This window comes from Streptococcus sp. IMAU 99161 (assembly GCF_014435245.1).
Taxonomy (GTDB): domain Bacteria; phylum Bacillota; class Bacilli; order Lactobacillales; family Streptococcaceae; genus Streptococcus; species Streptococcus lactarius.
This window is the reverse complement of sequence record NZ_JAAPAW010000011.1, coordinates 377024-394349: the sequence shown is the minus strand read 5'-3', so window position 1 is coordinate 394349 and position 17326 is coordinate 377024. Positions and strand designations below refer to the sequence as shown.

Genomic DNA, 17326 nt, shown 5'->3' with positions numbered 1-17326 from the left:
CTGCTACACGAACGCTACTTGACTTTTCTGGTCAAAATGATAGTATAGAAAAAATACAATTTGAAGGAGAAAACCATGTCCACGATCGATTTTCATAGTTTGGCAAAGACAGAACTTCACTGTCACTTAGACGGTTCCTTGTCTCTTCCGACTATTCGCCAATTGGCAGCTATGGCCAATATTGACCTACCTGCTAGCGATGAAGAGCTCAAACACCATGTCACTGCCCCTGCCCACTGTGAGAATCTCTTGGACTATTTGGAGGCCTTTGACTACATTCGGCCCCTTCTTCAAACCAAGGAAGCCCTGACCCTTGCTGCTTACGATGTCGCTAAGCAAGCGGCTCTAGAGAATGTCCTCTACATCGAGGTTCGTTTTGCCCCAGAATTGTCCATGGACCAAGGACTTACCGTCCCAGAAACTATCGATGCTGTCTGTGAAGGATTGCGCCAAGCCCAGGATGAATTTGGCATTACAGTCAAAGCCCTGGTCTGTGGCATGCGCCAGTCAGATCCAAAACTCACCTCTCGCATTCTGGCAGAAGCCAACCAAGTGAAGGATCAAGATTTTGTCGGTTTTGACTTTGCTGGCGATGAGCACAACTACTCTCCGGAAGATATTCGCCCTTTAATCGAGCAGATTAAGAGTTACCATCGGCCTATGACGCTTCACGCAGGTGAGTGTCATTGCCCACACTTTGTAGCCCAATCGATTGCTTTTGGCATCAAACGCAATGGTCACGTGACAGCTCTATCTCATGAACCAGCCTTACTCCAATCCTTTATTGACAATGGGGTCACGGGTGAACTCTGCTTGACCAGCAACTTACAGACAAAAGCCGCACCGACTATAGAAGATTTCCCTTATTTGAAGATGAAAGCCTCCGGAGCTCGGATCAGCATCAATACCGATAACCGAACCGTATCTGATACCGATCTCACTAAGGAATACGCCCTCTACCATCAGCATTTCCAAACCAAGGAAGCTGACTTTTACCAGCACAATGTCGATGCTATCCAGGCTTCCTTCGCAAGCGACGAGGAAAAACAAGAACTCCTTGCTAGACTAGAAAAAGCTTACTCCGACTATTTATAAATGCAAAAACTAGCGCCTGATGAAAGGGCTAGTTTTCTGTTTTATTTCGATACGGATTCATACACGGCCATATCCTGTGGGGTCAATAAGCCAGTGTAAAAGCCATCGACATTGATCGCTGCATACTTAGTTAAATTCTCATAGGTTTGAATTGTATGAACATAAACCCGTTTTCCAAGCTGATGTACCTGTTCGATAAACTTAGGAGTTAATCGAGAATCATCGATAGGTATAGTTACTGCTTCAATTTCCTTGTGCTTGGAAATAAAATCCAGTACCTCTTCTGCACTATCTGGTGACGCATACAAGGTATAGATGACATGTTTGAAAGGATAAATCGCTTCGATTTCTCCGAACATCTCTTGATTATAAATTTGTGGAATTACACGATCCAATAGTTCTTTGTCCCGCTTGTTTGCTTCTGAAACAAGTTCTTTAAATTGTGTGATCCTATCTTCCTTAGGGATTTCCATTGATTTGGTATCGGTAATCAACACCATATCCCGATTGATCAGCATTTGATCAAACACATCCCCTATCAGCATGGTCGTAAAGCGACTTGGTGTTTCTGGAGAACCATAGCCTTGAAATTTCTTCCATTCTTCCGAAGAAAGAGCAACACCATCTTTGTTTCCATAATGGTGCCAATCGTGGACTGCAGCCAATTTCTTGTCGCTGGTCAAATTAAAATCCATTTCAAACAAGCGATGGCCGAGATTGTAGTTTTGCCGTAAAGCCTCTAAGGAGTTGGTATACTTCGTGTTGTACTCCTTCCCCCGAACTGTTCCTCCAGCGTGGGCTACCAGTCTTGGAGAAACCCTTAGCCAATCTTTCTGACTAACCTTGGAGTAATGCACAAAACCATATTGGTTAGATAGCTGGCCGTTGGTCAAGCTTTCAAGCGTTTCCTTATCCACATAGGTTTTCTTCCAGAAAGTTGTCTTTTGATGAGCCTTAAAACGATAGTGATTCTTATCAAATACTTTTGTTTTTTCATTCCACTGGATGTCAATGGTCACATTGGCCTCTTTTTTGCGAAAGCCTGTCTTCGTTTTGGTATAACCAGCCTCCACCAGACTCTCATCTACTGGGTACAAGCCCGAAGCTAATAGGTTGGTTCGTACGTAGTAAAAGCTGACCACGCCAAATAATAAAAACAATCCGACCACAAACATAGTCGGATAGAGCCATCTAAATCGTCTGGGTCTTTTCTTGTCTCCCCGTTTCATTTGATCAATTGTCTCCTCTTAATCCTTCCATAAATCCATGGCTTTCAAGAAATCGTCTGATACGGTCACATTGCGTGGATTGGCCTGTTCACGCTCTTGCAGTTTGGCCTCAACTTGGGGCAGACTGTTGATGCCTTCACTACGCCAATTGCGCAAAATAGCCTGGATGTACTTCCAGTGAGGCTTCCCGTTAAAGACAGCTTCACGAAGGGCGGCCTTGATCACGTCAGGATCTGTCTGATCCTCGCGCACGGTCTTGGTCAAATCTTCGATTTCAAATGGCGTTAGTAGCCGTCCAAGCTCTTGTTGGAAGGTCTCTACCAAGTCCTTGATGACATTGCCTTTTGCAGGTGCACTCTGGGCTTTGCTTTGCGTTTTTGCTTCCGAAAGATCATCCAATCGCTCCAAAGCAATGGTCGCATCAAAGATGGCCTCAATCTCGCCATTGAGCTCAATGGTCCGGTATTGCAGAAGGCCCTTTGTGGTCAAATTGGACATGATTCGGTTGACCTCTGTCACAGTCTTACCCAGGTGTTGAGCAATCTGATTAGGTGTCAGTGCATCCTGACCTGTGGTATTTTGAAGAAAGAAAAACTGCCAAACCAAGAAGTCATCTGCTTGGTCGAACAAGTCATGATAGTGAAAAAGCAAGGCACTTGGAAGAACCAAGTTGCCAGACTTAAATGCTTGTGAATATGTCATACTTCCCCTTTATAGGTAACCATAAAATGAAATATCTTTTTCTAATTCTTCCAAGCGGTAAGGTGTTTCTTGATAAACCGCATAGTTGATCCAATTACTAAAGAAGGTCGTCGCTGCTAGATTCCAACGAATGCGAGGCTCTGTGCTGGCATCATCGTGGTCAAAATAATTCTTTGGAAGGTCTGGATCCAAGCCTGCCTTGACATCGCGGTAGTATTCTTTGGCTAGCGTATCACGATCATATTCTAGATGGCCAAAGCTATAGACTTCACGCATGTCCGGACTGGCAATGATGGACAATCCAACCTCACTTCCCTGCGCAATCACTTGAAGGTTGCTCTTTTCAAGGACTTCTTTCAAAGGAATATCCGTATAGCGAGAATGAGGTGCAAGAAAACGATCATCAAAGCCTCGCATCAGAAGACTATCAGGGCGGACCACCGCTTGGTCATAGATACCAGATAGCTTGTCACAGAGTTCGACCTTTTGAATCCCGTACCGGTAGAAAAGACCGGCCTGGGCTCCCCAACAAAGATGCAAGGTAGAAAAGACATGACGCTTGGACCATTCAAAGACCTGGGTCAACTCCTCCCAGTAATCTACATCCTCAAAGTCCATTTTTTCAACCGGTGCTCCTGTCACGATTAAGCCATCATAGTAGTTGTCCTTGATGTCCTCAAAGGTCTTGTAGAAACTCTCCAAGTGCTCCGCTGCTGTATTTTTGGATTCATGGCTCGCCATGTAGAGAAATTCTACATTAAGCTGCAAGGGCGTATTGGCCAAGAGGCGTAAGAGCTGCGTTTCCGTCGCAACCTTGGTCGGCATGAGATTAAGAATGAGAACATTCATCGGCCGAATATCCTGGTGAGTCGCCCGAACATCATCCATGACAAAAATATTTTCGGAACGAAGGATATCAACTGCTGGTAATTTTTTATCTAGTGTAATTGGCATAAAAAGCTCCCATCTTACAAGTTCTTAACTAACATTATATGATAGGAGCTTATAGTTTTCAATTATGGTTTTTCTGTATCTAGTTATAATGATAGACTATATTAGTAATGCATCAAGACTTTGTAGTCGTAATCTCCGATCGCATCGCGACCTTTCAAGTCGTCCAACTCGATCAGAAAGGCACACCCTGCTACCACTCCACCGAGTTTTTCGATCATTTTGATGGTTGCTTTGACGGTACCACCAGTCGCCAAAAGGTCATCAACGATGAGAACACGTTGGCCAGGTTTGATAGCATCTGCGTGCATGCAGAGGGTATCGACACCGTATTCTTTTTCATAGTCAGCAGAGATTACTTCGCGTGGTAATTTACCAGGCTTGCGAACAGGAGCAAAACCAACACCCAATTCGTAAGCCACCGGGCAACCAACGATGAATCCACGCGCTTCAGGCCCTACGATCATATCGATTTTCTTGTCTGTCGCGTATTGAACGATTTCACGAACCGCATAGCTATAGGCATTCCCATCAGCCATCAAAGGGCTAATATCACGGAAAGTGATCCCTTCTTGCGGATAATTTTCAATGCTTGCAATGTAATCTTTTAAATTCATGGTTTACTTTCTTTCCTAAAAATTTTTACATTCCATTATACCATGAATTCTAGTAACTTGCATCATTTTTGCCAAATCATTTGCCCAAGTCTCCGAGTCAAATGCAAAAATCCCACATCTGAAAAATGATGTGGGATTGGAAACAGGTTTACTATTCTTCTATCAATTTATTGTACTTGATTTTCATATCCCCCAAGTTTTTCAAGGAATAACGGGAACTTCCATTCTTGAACCAAGTACCAAGGATGTATTGTTCAGCAACTTTCTTACTTTGCTTTTTCAACCAAGTCCGGTCTTTGCCATAGGTGGCAAGTTGATCAAGAAGTTGCTGATCTTCGTATCTTACCCCATTTTTAGAAAGATATAGGTCCTCCTGCCTAAAGATTTTTTTAGTAGAATCATAGGTAAATTTAAAACAAACCTTAACATCCTTAGCTATATCAGCTTCATATCGAAATGCCCAATCAGACGAATCATGAAACATCAGGACTGAAAGTTGCTCATCACCGCTAACAATTCCTTCGGAATAAGGGTAAATCTGAAATTCTTCGTCTTCCTTCCAAACACGCAAGCTGCCAATCGACTGAGTAAATCGATTCACTGTGATATAGCGCATCACCCCACCATTTTCAGAGTAAACGATCTCCTCCATGGGATTTTTGAGACTCAGGTAGATTCCCAGCCAATAAAGGCAGAAAAGTAAGATGGGGGTGAGCCAGAGGATTTTTTTTCGATATTTTTTCATAACTTCCTTACTATTCTTCTAACAATTTGCAGTACTCAATTTTCATATCTCCCAAGTTTTTCAAGGAATAACGGGAACTCCCATTTTTGAACCAAGTACCAAGAATGTATTGTTCGACAACTTTCTTACTTTGTTTTTTCAACCAAGTCCGGTCTTTGCCATATGCGGCAAGTTTTTGTAAAAACTCACTGCCTTCAATTTCTTTTTTATCCGCATATAGATATACTTCTTTTTGAAAAAATACTCTTTTTTTAGAATTATATTTGAAGGTCATACGAACCGAGGCATTTCCGTCCAGTCGATATTTATACCAATAAACCCATTCTGAACTATCTCGAAACATCAGCACGGACAGTTCTTCGTTTCCACCGACAATTCCTTTTGAATACGGATAGGTCTGAAAACCTTCATCTTCCTTCCAAACACGCAAGCTGCCAATCGACTGAGTAAATCGATTCACTGTGATATAGCGCATCAAGCCACCATTTTCAGAGTAGACAATCTCCTCCATGGGATTTTTGAGACTCAGGTAGATTCCCAGCCAATAAAGGCAAAAAAGTAATACGGGTGTGAGCCAGAGGATTTTTTTTAGTTTCTGATTCATTAGTTACCTCTTTCATATTGCATTTCTTCTTTTTCCAAACTCCTGATGAACTTATAAGATGAATTAAAATGTTCCTTTAGATAATTCATTGATTGTTCTTCCGATGGTTTTTCATAAATGTCTACATTACTAGTGCTTGAAATAACTTTTCCTGAAACTCTGTTTGGTACAAGACTACCAAATATAGTTGATTTAACTTCTTTCAAATCAACATTTTGTTTAAACTCTTTTTCTCTCAAAGTCGGAGAGCTTTGTAGATCACTGAAGTAGCTATTCATCGCTTGCGTATAGGATTGAGTTTTTGAAGTCATTCGTTTCACAATATTCACAGAATCTAAGTCTGCAAGATAATCATCTGTTCCTATACTTGGTTGCATTTCGGTTGCATTTCTGGTTGTATCGCCTTCCCAACCAGATAAGTCTTTAACATTTTTTCTCCCGCCATAAAAATCAGCTAAGACAAACCATCTAGGACTAACATGGGTAGCCATTGTGATCGACTGATGAGTAAAGTCAGCTTTTCGATACATATTTTTTGCTACATTGTAAATTTCTTCAGACGATATTGTTAAACCTTTATTATTTGTATAATTTTCCTCAACCTCTTTACTATATTTATTTAATTCATTTTCATCATAACTTCCAACAGGTTGATCTGTTCCCGATACAGCATGCTGGAAGTATAGCATCGAGTGTAGATGTTTCGATTCCTCTTTACTTAATCCTAGTTCTTCCATAATTTCATCAAAGCTTTTCACAACATAAATATCTTTTTCAACCAAAGATTTCTTTTTATAAAAATATTCTACTAATCCTCCTGCAGTCTCATCCCACTGAAATCCTTCGTAATAAGCACTCCCAATGATCCTAAGAAATATGTAATCTTTTTCATTTTGAGACTTATCTGGAAATTTTTTATCAATTCCATCCCTGACTTTTATGATTTCCCTTGCTGTTTTCTCGTTAAATCCATATTGCTTCATCAAGTTCTGTGCAAACATAGCATCTTCTGGTGATAGATCTTGTAAACTTGGTGATTCATTCACTATTTTCTGAGCATTCATTTTCTTCAACCAAGTCATATCTAGACCATCTGTATTATAATTTCCATTGGCATCAACAGTCACTTGACTTAACTGACTTGCTCCTTGAATAGCAAGTTTTAAAACAGTTAGACTATCGGAGAAAAATGATGCCACCTGTGATACAAACAATTCCAACGCATCAATTTTCTTTGTCACACTTTGAATTTCTGACTCTAGATTATTTTTGGATTCAGTCAATTGACGAGAAGTCTCACGATGGGCATCGTAATTAAAAGTAATATGATCTTTTAATTGATTGAAAAAGCTCTCATGCTCAGCAATCTGTTCATTAACAACTTTTAACATGTCTTCTTTACTTTTTTTGAGAGCTTTTAACTCTTCTAAATCAAGATTTCCATAGTGAGAGACAGGTTCATTTGCTGTTTTATATGAATTCAACTCTATCTGAATATCATCCACTGCTTCCTTGATTTTCGTAATTGCAGGGATAATAATATCGGTAAAAAGCCCTTTACCAGCAGTATATGCGGCTCCCTGTAATTTACCTGAATCCAAAGAACTTACCAAGTATTCGCAGCCACTTGATAATCTATCAGTAATTTCATTTGCGACTTCTATATTGTTTGATAGTGCATCAATTAATGCACTAGATTCTGCAGAACTATATTTCACTCCCAAGGCAATTGATTCCTTTCTGATATTAATTTATCTCTTTGTTCATCCGTATTTCGACGAAATGATTGACTCAATTTTTCTATATCATCAAAATGAATTTGAACATATTCGGACATTTGACGACGCAGTTCTTGATTATTTTCTAACTCCTGAATTCTAAATTGTGTTGACATATCCGATTCTGTTAGTAATGAGTCCACACCAGAAGATAGCTGTTCAAATTGCTCCGCTAAATAAAGAACCCTGTTTTCATGGCGCTTCTGTAATAATTTAAAATCATCTTCTTTTTCTTCAAGTTCTATAATTTTTCGAGTCAAAGTAGAGCGTTCTTTTTCGCTCTTATCTATTCTTTTATTTAATGGTTCCATCTTTGCGATTCCTCTATATCTCTCTTTTCAATTACAGCAGCAATTTGAGGGAACTTGTTGGCTTGAATTAAAACTGCTTGACTAAATTCGCTAATAGCCTGAAGAACTGAATTAGTTACCTCCTTTCCATTTTCCATTCCTGTAATTTCTTGGGTGTAAGAGAATGAAACTTTCTGATTTTTCACACTGCTAGTATCAACTGATACCAGCTCACTAATTGCATCTGCAGCTGAAATAGCATTTGATTGTATTAAACCCATACATTTCCTCCAAATATTTATTTTTTAAAATACCCCTACGTTCTAAAGAGTTAGAAGTATTATAACAGACTTTTACAATTTAAAAAAGCTTAGTTAGTAGTATCTAAGCCTTATAATATCTGCTCTCTGATTTTATTAATTGTTACTAAAAAATCCCACATCTTAAAAGATGGGGATGACACTTTAAAACTTTCCTTACTATTCTTCTATCAATTTATCGTACTCGATTTTCATATCCCCCAAGTTTTTCAATGAATAACGGGAACTTCCATTCTTAAACCAGGTACCAATAATGTATTGTTCAGCGACCTTCTTACTTTGCTTTTTCAACCACGTGCGGTCTTTGCCGTAGGTGGCAAGTTGGTCAAGGAGTTGCTGGCCCTCGTAGCTTGTCTCATTGATTGTCAGATAGAGGTCACTTTGGTAAAAAATCTTTTTAGAGGCCTTATATTCAAATACCAAATTAACTGATGTATTTTCATCTAATTTGTATTTGTACAGATAGAACCAATCTGCAGTGCCTCTAAACATAGTAACAGCTAGATGCTCCTTTCCACCAACGATTTTATCAGAATAGGGAAAAGTCTGAAATCCTTCATCTTCCTTCCAAGGAGCTCCACTTCCGATTGTTTGAGTGTAGGACTTGACAATCATATTTCGCATTATCCCACCATTTTCAGAGTAAGTGATCTCATCCATGGGATTTTTTAAACTCAGGTAGATTCCTAACCAATAAAGAGCAACAAGCAGGAAGGGGCTGAGCCAGAGGAATTTTTTTTAAGTGTTTTTTCATTAGGCCTGTCCTGTCAGATAGTCGTAGATTTCGCGAACCGTTCCAAGGGCCATCAACTCCTGTTCTTTCACAGTTTGTTTGAGTTTTTGGTAGATGGTGCTTTCTGCGATTTCCCGTTTTTCTGCAGCTTTATTGACCTTCATGACCCCATTTTCAATGGTCACAAAGCCCAGCTCTTGGAAGATCTGGATCATTTTGACCAGGAGGATCTGCTGGATCTTGAGATAGGCCGCTAGGTCTTTCAGTTTGTATCGGACATCGAACTCTGGGTACTGATAGATGGTCTTATAGAGCTTGGCATACTGGTCCCTACTGCCGTATCCTGTCAGATAGTAGGCTTTGGCGATTTCATTTTTGAAATAAACAGCCTGGAAATCATGTTCTTGAAAGATTTGCCGAAGTTGCTTTATATCCTCTGGGATATTTCCAACTACAACAGCGGAAACGCCAGTTAGATCTGGTAATTCTTTGGTAAAGTCAAGAACCGGAACACCGGCGGGGAGGCTGGCATTTTTAGAGCGGATATTAAAGAGCTGGACTCCGTCCACACGCGCATCAACCAGCATGAGTTGAAGGGTTGTTTGGCCATTCCATTGGTTGACCGACAACTGCACAGCTAGCTCCAGATTTTGCACTTGCGCAAATTCCGACTCTAGGCTTCCCAAGCCAAAGGCAACCACCTCAAAGGTCGCATCTTCTTGAGAGATCTTGAGTTTCAAGTGGGTATTGCCAGCACCCATCGAGCGCGCCCCTTCTACCTTGAAGTTACGGACCAGAAAGACGGGTTTTTTATTGCCCATGCCAAAAGGACTCAAGCGTTCAAAACTTTTCAGGGTCTCAAGCGAGAGATCGGTCAGATGCAGTTCCTCGTCGATGGCTAAGCTAGACTTAGTGTTGAGATCAATCTCTTGCTCTGCAATATAGTCGGTAAGGGCCTTAGACAAGGCAGGGAGTTGGTCCACCTCGAGCGTCATCCCTGCCGCACCGGCATGTCCTCCAAAGGCGACAAAGATCGACCGGTGAGGATCGAGAGCCTCAAAGATATTGACCGACTCAGGACTGCGAGCACTTCCTTTAGCCCGTCCATCTTCGATACTTAAAACAACGACCGGCTGATGAAGTTCTTCTAATAGACGACCTGCGACAATACCAAGCACTCCCGGATTCCAGCCTTCCTTGGCCAAGACCTGGGCGGGCAAGCTCGGGTCAACCATGGCTTTGGCTTCGTCATAGATACTTTGGACAATCTCTTTGCGTTCTTCATTCTTCTGATGGATCATGAGGGCAATCTCGTGTGCTTCTTCATCGTCAAAACCAGTCAGTAGCTCGATGGCTGGATTGGGATCATCGAGACGGCCAAGGGCATTGAGACGAGGGGCAATCTGAAAGCCAACCGTTTCTTCATTGATATCCTCTGGACGAATCCCAGCGATTTCAAAGAGCTCCTGCAAGCCCATTCGCTGGGTATGTTGGAGAACACCAAGGCCGTATTTGACTAGGATCCGATTCTCATCTGTCAGGCTCACCATGTCAGCAATGGTTCCGATGGCTACCAAGTCTAAGAGATCGACCGGTACTTCCTCTAGGAGGGCACAGGCCAGCTTAAAGGCCACGCCACATCCTGCTAGATAACGGAAGGGATAAGCCGCATCTGGATGCTCCGGATGGACGATCGCATAAGCATCTGGCAAGACTTCCGGCATCGAGTGGTGGTCGGTCACGATGACATCCACTCCCATTTCCTTAGCCATAGCAATGGCTTGATTACCCGCGACACCATTGTCCACCGTGACAATCAGGGAAATACCTTGCTGCTTGATAAAGTACTTGTAGACACTCTCATTGGGACCATAGCCGTCTGTGAAGCGGTTGGGTAGGTAGACTTGCACCTCTGCACCCATCTGCTCCAAGGTTTCCTTCATAATAGAGGCCGAAGTCATCCCGTCCGCATCGTAGTCTCCATAGATGAGGACCTGCTCGTAATCTTCGATCGCCCGTCTAATGCGCTCCACTGCCTTGTCCATATCATGGAGCAAATAAGGGTCGTGAAGGTTCTCTAACTTGGGTTCTAAAAAGTCTTCTAAATCCTCTTTGGTCTGAATGCCACGCTCATACAGTAAGCTTGCTACGGACGCTTCTAGGCCTGCTTTTTTGGCAAGGGCTAAAAAGGCCTCATCTGCACTTGGCTCAGCCAATTGCCAATCGTATTTTGAAGTGATCATCTAGCTTTTGGTCTCCTCTTTTTCTTATCTGATTATTATATCACGAAAGGCGAAAATGGCGGGAAATAAAGGGGCAAAGGAGGAAACTGTAAACATGAACATTTCTATATAATTTTGTTGCTTTTAGCTTGACTTGTGCATACAAAAGCATATAATTATAATGATGGTGATTGTGATCTGAATAGCTGATGGGATTGAATCCTATTCGCTATTAGGAGATTGATTATCATTGCTAATACTATACTTGTGATAACCCAATGTTTTTGATCGAAACAGTCAAGGTTAGTGGGGAAGTTTTGCATCTTGTTAGGCCCATGAAGGGTTCTTTCAAGATAAATACGGTAGTGGAAGAAAATTTTTGAACTGTTGAAAATAATCTACTCTACTACTGATCATATAGAACAAATAACTGATTTACGGAGCAAAGTCAGAAATTTTTACTGTTAACCGATCGCACATACATTTGTCACTATGTGGAAAAACAAGGGGGATTGAACAAGAAAAAGATTGGAGGATATTTTGAAATCTATCTACAAGAAAATAGCTATGATTGTAGCTATGATCAGTGTGGTAGCAATGGGTTTATCAGTAATTAAACCTGTCAGTGCAGCCACTGTAACGCCAACAGTATCAAACCTAAAAGCTCAGGCAAGTGGACAAAAAGTTACGTTTTCATTTGACTGGGATTTAACTGGTAAATCTGTTAAAGAAGGGGATACGTTCACCATCGATGCTCCAGAAGGTGTCAATATCACTGAAGTCGCAACGAAATCACTACAAGCCAATGGTGCTGAAGTAGCTACGATTGCGATGACCAACAAAAAGATTACGTTTACTTTCAAAAAAGCAATCGAATCCATGAACCAAAACGTAAAGGGTGGCTACTCATACAAAGCAGAATGGGATAACACACCAGGAAATCCTGGAAATAAAACCGCTACTTCAAGAGTAGGTTCAGAATCAGTCATCATTACACGTCCTGATGGCCCTGGCGTTTTCGAAGCAGTCTTAAATAAATATAATAAGACTGGTGATTTTGTTTCTAAACAATTCAAATTAGATGTTTCAGAAAACTATGCTTGGATGAATGTTGGAGATGACTATTATTTAACTACTTGGTTTATCCGTGTCAATGGGGATGCTAAGAAACAAGCTCTCACAAATCCAGTAGTTTCAGATAAAATCAAAGCTCCAGCTGTAGATTACTCTAAGATTACATTCAAACCAGCAGCGAACCACGCAGCAAATGAGTTCTTTGTAGGAACTTACTTGAAACCATCATTCACACTTAGAAAAGGTGGACAAGTAGTTGCTTCAGGTTGGGATTTCTGGAAACATGTGAAATTCGATGCAGATGGCAACGGATTTACTGTGAATTTATCAGACGTAAGTGATGTTTTCAAAAAAGCAAGTAGCGATGAATTAATCGTTGAATACCAAACATTGATTCCTAAGACAACTATCCGTGTTGATAATGATGCTACTTTAACAGCTGATGAAATTAAAACACCATTGAAAGACCCAGCATTCTGGAACAATACAGAATTGAACTTCTGGGTAACTGGAGATAAAACAGTAACTGTTCAAAAAGAATGGGTTGGTGATAGTGAATCAGATCGTAAAGACATTACTGTTCAATTGATGGCCGATGGTCAAAAATTGGAAGGTATGACTAAGACCTTGACGAAGGCTTCTGGTTGGTCTGCTGAATTTTCTAAATTGCCAGGTATTAAAGATGGTAAACCGATTGTTTATTCAGTAGAAGAAACGAATACACCTGATGGTTATACATCAAAAGTAGAACCGATCAATGATTCGAATGTTATCAAAGTTGTAAACACTTCAAATAAACCAGCAACTACAACTACGACAACAACTACAACTTCGACTACCACAACAACAAGTACCACTACAAAGGAACCTACTACTAGTACAACTACTACAAAGGAACCTACTACTAGTACAACCACTACAAAGGAACCTACTACTAGTACAACTACTACAAAGGAACCTACTACTAGTACAACTACTACAAAGGAACCTACCACTAGTACAACTACTACGAAGGAACCTACCACTAGTACAACTACTACAAAGGAACCTACCACTAGTACAACTACTACAAAAGGATCTACCACTAGTACAACTACTACAAAGGAACCTACTACTAGTACAACTACTACAAAAGGATCTACCACTAGTACAACTACTACAAAGGAATCTACTACTAGTACAACCACTACAAAGGAACCTACTACTAGTACAACTACTACAAAAGGATCTACCACTAGTACAACTACTACAAAGGAATCTACTACTAGTACAACCACAACTGATGAGCCTAAACCTTCAGTAAGTACTACCGATGAACCTACAACTACTTCAACTACAACACCAGAAGAACCAGAAAATCATAATAGTAGTGAAGAAGATACAACAACTACGACTACAACTGTAGAACCTAAGACTTCTTTATCTACAACAGAAAACCCAAATAAACCTGATCATTCTGGTACAACTAAAACTCCTAACGGACCAGCTTCAAATGGTGGCAACAAAGGCGGTCGTAAAGGATTCTTACCAAATACTGGTGAAGTCGTTGCAACTGGACTTGTATTGACAGGTGCTCTTGTCTTGGCAGGTGCTCTTGTAATCAAACGGAAATTGACTGATAACTAATAGTATCATTAGGAACAGTCATTACTTCTATCAACCCCCTAACGAAGAAACTTCTACACTCATTCATAGAAGTTTAAACAAATAAGAGAGGACCGAAAGGTTCTCTTTTTGTATTCTGTTCTTCTTTAATGGTTAACAAAAATGGCTCAGGAACCTTCATCCTGAGCTATCTTTTTTCTATTTTACCTTTTTTACTAATCCAATTTCATAACCTGTCCATCCTTAACTTTGAAATTATAAGAGACAGATTCATGATCTTTATTTTTGAAATTCAGGTAATAGAAATCATAATCACCATCTGGAAGGTCACTAGCATCCAACTTTTTAGTGGCAGCTTTTAAATCCTTTTCCTGGATGACTTGATCGTCTTCTACTGAGATCATCATACGAACCATCCCCTTTTGAATAAGGGTGGTGTACGGAATCTGGTAATAACCTGCGAAATCTTTCTTTCCTTCTTGCCTATTTTGAGCTGCCAGTTCTTCCAATTCTTCTGCAGCCTCCTTTTGATAAGAAGAATCAACATTGGGAAGAAAATGAAAATAAGAGAAAGTCAGGCCTAGATCCTGCTTTTTAAGCTTATCCAGTAGTTGGGACTCTTTTTTCTGTACTGTCTTCTGCTCTGTAAAAACTTCTTTATAACTTGGAGTGGTTTGTCCATAGGGATCAGACCAGTCATTTTGTAAGAAAGCATGCACCTCAAGAGGTACGGTTTGACCGTCATAGGTTTTCTCCGAATAAGTAAAATCAACTTTATAACCTGGAATTTCTAAAGCCTGCCAGGAAAGACGATTAATTTTAATATTCCCATGCAAACCAACCTTAGCAAGCTCACTGCTGACAACTTCCTTAGCCTTTTTATAATCACTCGGTGTCATGATCTTACAACTGGAAAGAAACAGGCAACAAAGAAAAAGTGGAATTCCTGCTAATAGTTTGAAATAATTGGGCTTCATAGCCTAACCTCCTTATGGAATATACGAAATGCACGATCTCATTCTAGTGATTTTGGATTTTCTTTGAAATATTCGAAAAACTCCTTCTGATTCTTCACAACATGCTCTTGACCATCTTTTGAATACTCTGCTGGAATCCTGTAATAGGAAAATAGTTTGAAGTCATCCGAACCTCCCACTGGATAGAACAGATTTAGAATATCTATATCAAAGTTGAGATCTTCTTGTCCAAGAAAGTATAGGTAGGCTTCCTCACCCTTTTCATAGTCTCCATCTGTTCTCTCACTATGCCCTTTACTTAAAATAGTGTAGACTTTCGGGTAAGTAGATTTTAATGGAATCGTCGTGTCTTCATCATTTTTTATTACATATTTTAAACATGAATCATAAAATGAAATTTTTGATTCAAAATTATACTTCGGATTAGATTCAAAGGGATGGGTTACATTATAGTTTTTTTGGTCATCATCTCGAAGTTGATCATACTCCTTTCCTGATGATGTTGTGAGTGAAATCTTTCCTGTTTTAACATTCATCAGGCCGACTTTTGTATTGAATTCCGTTTCCACATGAATATCGCCTGGCTTAACCACATATTTATCTTTCGATCCTACTAAAAGACCAATGGAAAGGTAGGTTTCTTGATCATCCTTATCATAATATAGAGAGCCAGTATGTGTAGCCAATGGGAGATAATCTTTATTGAGATCTCTTACCACTTTGAACATATCAAAAGTTTTCTTTTTTATTTTATTATCTGCAGTGTCATAAATATCAATCAGCCAGTATTCTCCTTTTTCAGGTTTATTACTCCTATTATTGATACTATCAATACGAGAACCACCGAGAGTTTTATACTTTCTATCAAAACGAGGAGTCCAAGCATCTGTTCTTAACTTGTAGCTTACTTGTGCAATATAGTATCCACGATTGCTTCCTTCTATAGGTCTCTCTACAGAAATTTCCTTATCGTAATCTTGTGCCTCTAGAGCCTCATCCAATTCTTTTTGAGTTTCCCATTGGAGCGCAACTGCTTTCCCATCTCCTATAAATTGAGATGCAACCAGTTTAGGACGAGGTTTCCAACTGATAAATTGTGTTACTTCTCGTGTATGAAGTTCATACTGTATATACGATCCCCCGATTAGTAGGAGAAAAACTAACAATATATAAAACTTAAATGATTTCAAAATCTTCTTCATATTCTTTTTTCCAATTCTATCTCTACCTTGCTATATTTTTTATTAATTGAATATTCGGTTTCTTAAACTTCTTTGGCTCTGAATTTTGAAATGAATTCTTTAGACAGTTGTACGGTAGAAGTATGCATATATATAAATTTAATCTAAACAACTGATGAGTCTATTCAATGCTTCATTGGTAATAGTGGCTTCTTATCATTTCTTAACTAACTAGTTTTTACAATAGGCTAGCTAAAAATTAGGGTATTTCTCTATTTTTGAATAACCCATTTTGCATCACCATAAACAACCGTAAATGGTCCATCCCCATCTGTTAAATAATTAATTTTATATTTAGCTGACTCTCCAGCCTCAAGGACAGTTGGCTGTTTATAATTTAACGTGTTATTCAACATATAGGCAGATTTTCCCTGGCCATCATAGAGATCTACATTTGAATAATTTGGAGAACTTTCAATACGAAGAGGTGTTGGATTCGATAATGTAAATTCGACTATCAGCCGATGTTGATTTTTCGATTTATCGATACGATTTTGATCATCCTGAACATCCAAATTTGGATCGTCTGTTACACTATTTAGTGTAACTTCTAATCCATTAGCAAATACAACTGGCGTCCCAATTGCATAGCTTTTAACAGGATCTTTTGGATTAAATTTCTTTAATTTTTCTTTTATCTTTTGTCCATCACTATTACTTCCTGATGGAATTGTCCAAAAGATATTATTTTCATCTCCCTTACCATACTTATTTTCTCCCTTCATTTGTTGAGGGATTTGTAAGAGAATAGCCAAGTTTTTTGAATCTATTCGAATGTCACCCTGATCTGTCACCTCCATTTCAACCGTGAATTCTGTAGTGCGCAACTCACCACTACTATTAGTATAACCAGATGATGATCTTGCATTGAAATTTTGATCAACTAACTGTTGTAAAAGTGTCGAAAGCATAATATAGGAAATACGATCATCTCGATTTGTCTCTTTTTCAGCATATCTTTGATGCAATTCATCAAGCCACTCAAAGAACAGTTGATTGAAATCCGACCAATTAGGGTTTTTATAATAATAATCTCCTCTCATTAAGAGCTCTGGGAAGTAAGTTGGTACCTGAATACGAATGAATACTTTGTTGTCCTTAACTGCATAGCCTTTTAACTCATATTTTTTTTCAAATCTTAGA

At 39.6% G+C, this 17326-nt stretch carries 16 protein-coding genes; 2 read left to right on the top strand and 14 right to left on the bottom strand.

Annotated elements, in window-relative coordinates:
• The first annotated feature begins 75 nt into the window (after window positions 1-75).
• Window positions 76-1095, top strand: coding sequence for an adenosine deaminase (gene add / locus HA044_RS07420; RefSeq protein ID WP_187540567.1), 1020 nt, complete (start codon window positions 76-78; stop codon window positions 1093-1095).
• Between the two features lie 41 nt (window positions 1096-1136).
• Here the strand turns inward: add and HA044_RS07415 are convergent, their stop codons facing one another.
• From HA044_RS07415 to recJ, 11 genes are all read right to left on the bottom strand, one after another.
• On the bottom strand, window positions 1137-2324 hold the full coding sequence (locus HA044_RS07415) for a glycerophosphodiester phosphodiesterase family protein (protein WP_187540566.1): 1188 nt from the start codon (window positions 2322-2324) through the stop codon (window positions 1137-1139).
• A gap of 18 nt (window positions 2325-2342) precedes the next feature.
• On the bottom strand, window positions 2343-3026 hold the full coding sequence (locus HA044_RS07410; protein ID WP_187540565.1) for a DnaD domain-containing protein: 684 nt from the start codon (window positions 3024-3026) through the stop codon (window positions 2343-2345).
• Window positions 3027-3035: 9 nt separating this feature from the next.
• On the bottom strand, window positions 3036-3980 hold the full coding sequence (gene metA, locus HA044_RS07405) for a homoserine O-succinyltransferase (protein WP_187540564.1): 945 nt from the start codon (window positions 3978-3980) through the stop codon (window positions 3036-3038).
• 101 nt (window positions 3981-4081) lie between these two features.
• Entirely contained in the window at window positions 4082-4594 is a 513-nt protein-coding gene (locus HA044_RS07400) for an adenine phosphoribosyltransferase (RefSeq protein ID WP_187540563.1), read from the bottom strand.
• A gap of 151 nt (window positions 4595-4745) precedes the next feature.
• A complete protein-coding gene (locus HA044_RS07395; RefSeq protein ID WP_187540562.1) occupies window positions 4746-5339 on the bottom strand; it encodes a TipC family immunity protein in 594 nt (197 codons plus the stop codon).
• A gap of 10 nt (window positions 5340-5349) precedes the next feature.
• Window positions 5350-5943, bottom strand: coding sequence for a TipC family immunity protein (locus HA044_RS07390; protein WP_187540561.1), 594 nt, complete (start codon window positions 5941-5943; stop codon window positions 5350-5352).
• The gene (locus HA044_RS07385) at window positions 5943-7661 is read right to left on the bottom strand and encodes a hypothetical protein (protein ID WP_316250445.1); all 1719 of its coding nucleotides are present in this window, start codon (window positions 7659-7661) and stop codon (window positions 5943-5945) included. Before HA044_RS07385 ends, HA044_RS07390 begins: the two co-directional genes overlap by 1 nt.
• Complete coding sequence (locus HA044_RS07380) at window positions 7658-8032, bottom strand: cingulin (RefSeq protein ID WP_187540559.1); 375 nt, start codon at window positions 8030-8032, stop codon at window positions 7658-7660. Before HA044_RS07380 ends, HA044_RS07385 begins: the two co-directional genes overlap by 4 nt.
• Window positions 8020-8292 carry a TIGR04197 family type VII secretion effector gene (locus HA044_RS07375; protein WP_187540558.1) on the bottom strand — a complete coding sequence of 91 codons (273 nt, stop codon included), beginning with the start codon at window positions 8290-8292 and terminating at the stop codon, window positions 8020-8022. Before HA044_RS07375 ends, HA044_RS07380 begins: the two co-directional genes overlap by 13 nt.
• Before the next feature lie 198 nt (window positions 8293-8490).
• A complete protein-coding gene (locus tag HA044_RS07370; protein ID WP_262407556.1) occupies window positions 8491-9009 on the bottom strand; it encodes a TipC family immunity protein in 519 nt (172 codons plus the stop codon).
• Between the two features lie 75 nt (window positions 9010-9084).
• Window positions 9085-11307, bottom strand: coding sequence for a single-stranded-DNA-specific exonuclease RecJ (gene recJ / locus HA044_RS07365; protein WP_187540557.1), 2223 nt, complete (start codon window positions 11305-11307; stop codon window positions 9085-9087).
• A gap of 519 nt (window positions 11308-11826) precedes the next feature.
• Between recJ and HA044_RS07360 the strand changes: the two genes are divergently transcribed.
• Entirely contained in the window at window positions 11827-13986 is a 2160-nt protein-coding gene (locus tag HA044_RS07360; RefSeq protein ID WP_187540556.1) for an LPXTG cell wall anchor domain-containing protein, read from the top strand.
• A gap of 194 nt (window positions 13987-14180) precedes the next feature.
• Here the strand turns inward: HA044_RS07360 and HA044_RS07355 are convergent, their stop codons facing one another.
• From HA044_RS07355 to HA044_RS10025, 3 genes are all read right to left on the bottom strand, one after another.
• A complete protein-coding gene (locus HA044_RS07355; RefSeq protein WP_187540555.1) occupies window positions 14181-14942 on the bottom strand; it encodes a hypothetical protein in 762 nt (253 codons plus the stop codon).
• A gap of 38 nt (window positions 14943-14980) precedes the next feature.
• Complete coding sequence (locus tag HA044_RS07350) at window positions 14981-16144, bottom strand: hypothetical protein (RefSeq protein WP_187540554.1); 1164 nt, start codon at window positions 16142-16144, stop codon at window positions 14981-14983.
• A 251-nt stretch (window positions 16145-16395) separates the two neighbouring features.
• Window positions 16396-17326: hypothetical protein (locus HA044_RS10025; protein ID WP_262407552.1), on the bottom strand; the 931-nt coding region annotated here is incomplete at its 5' end.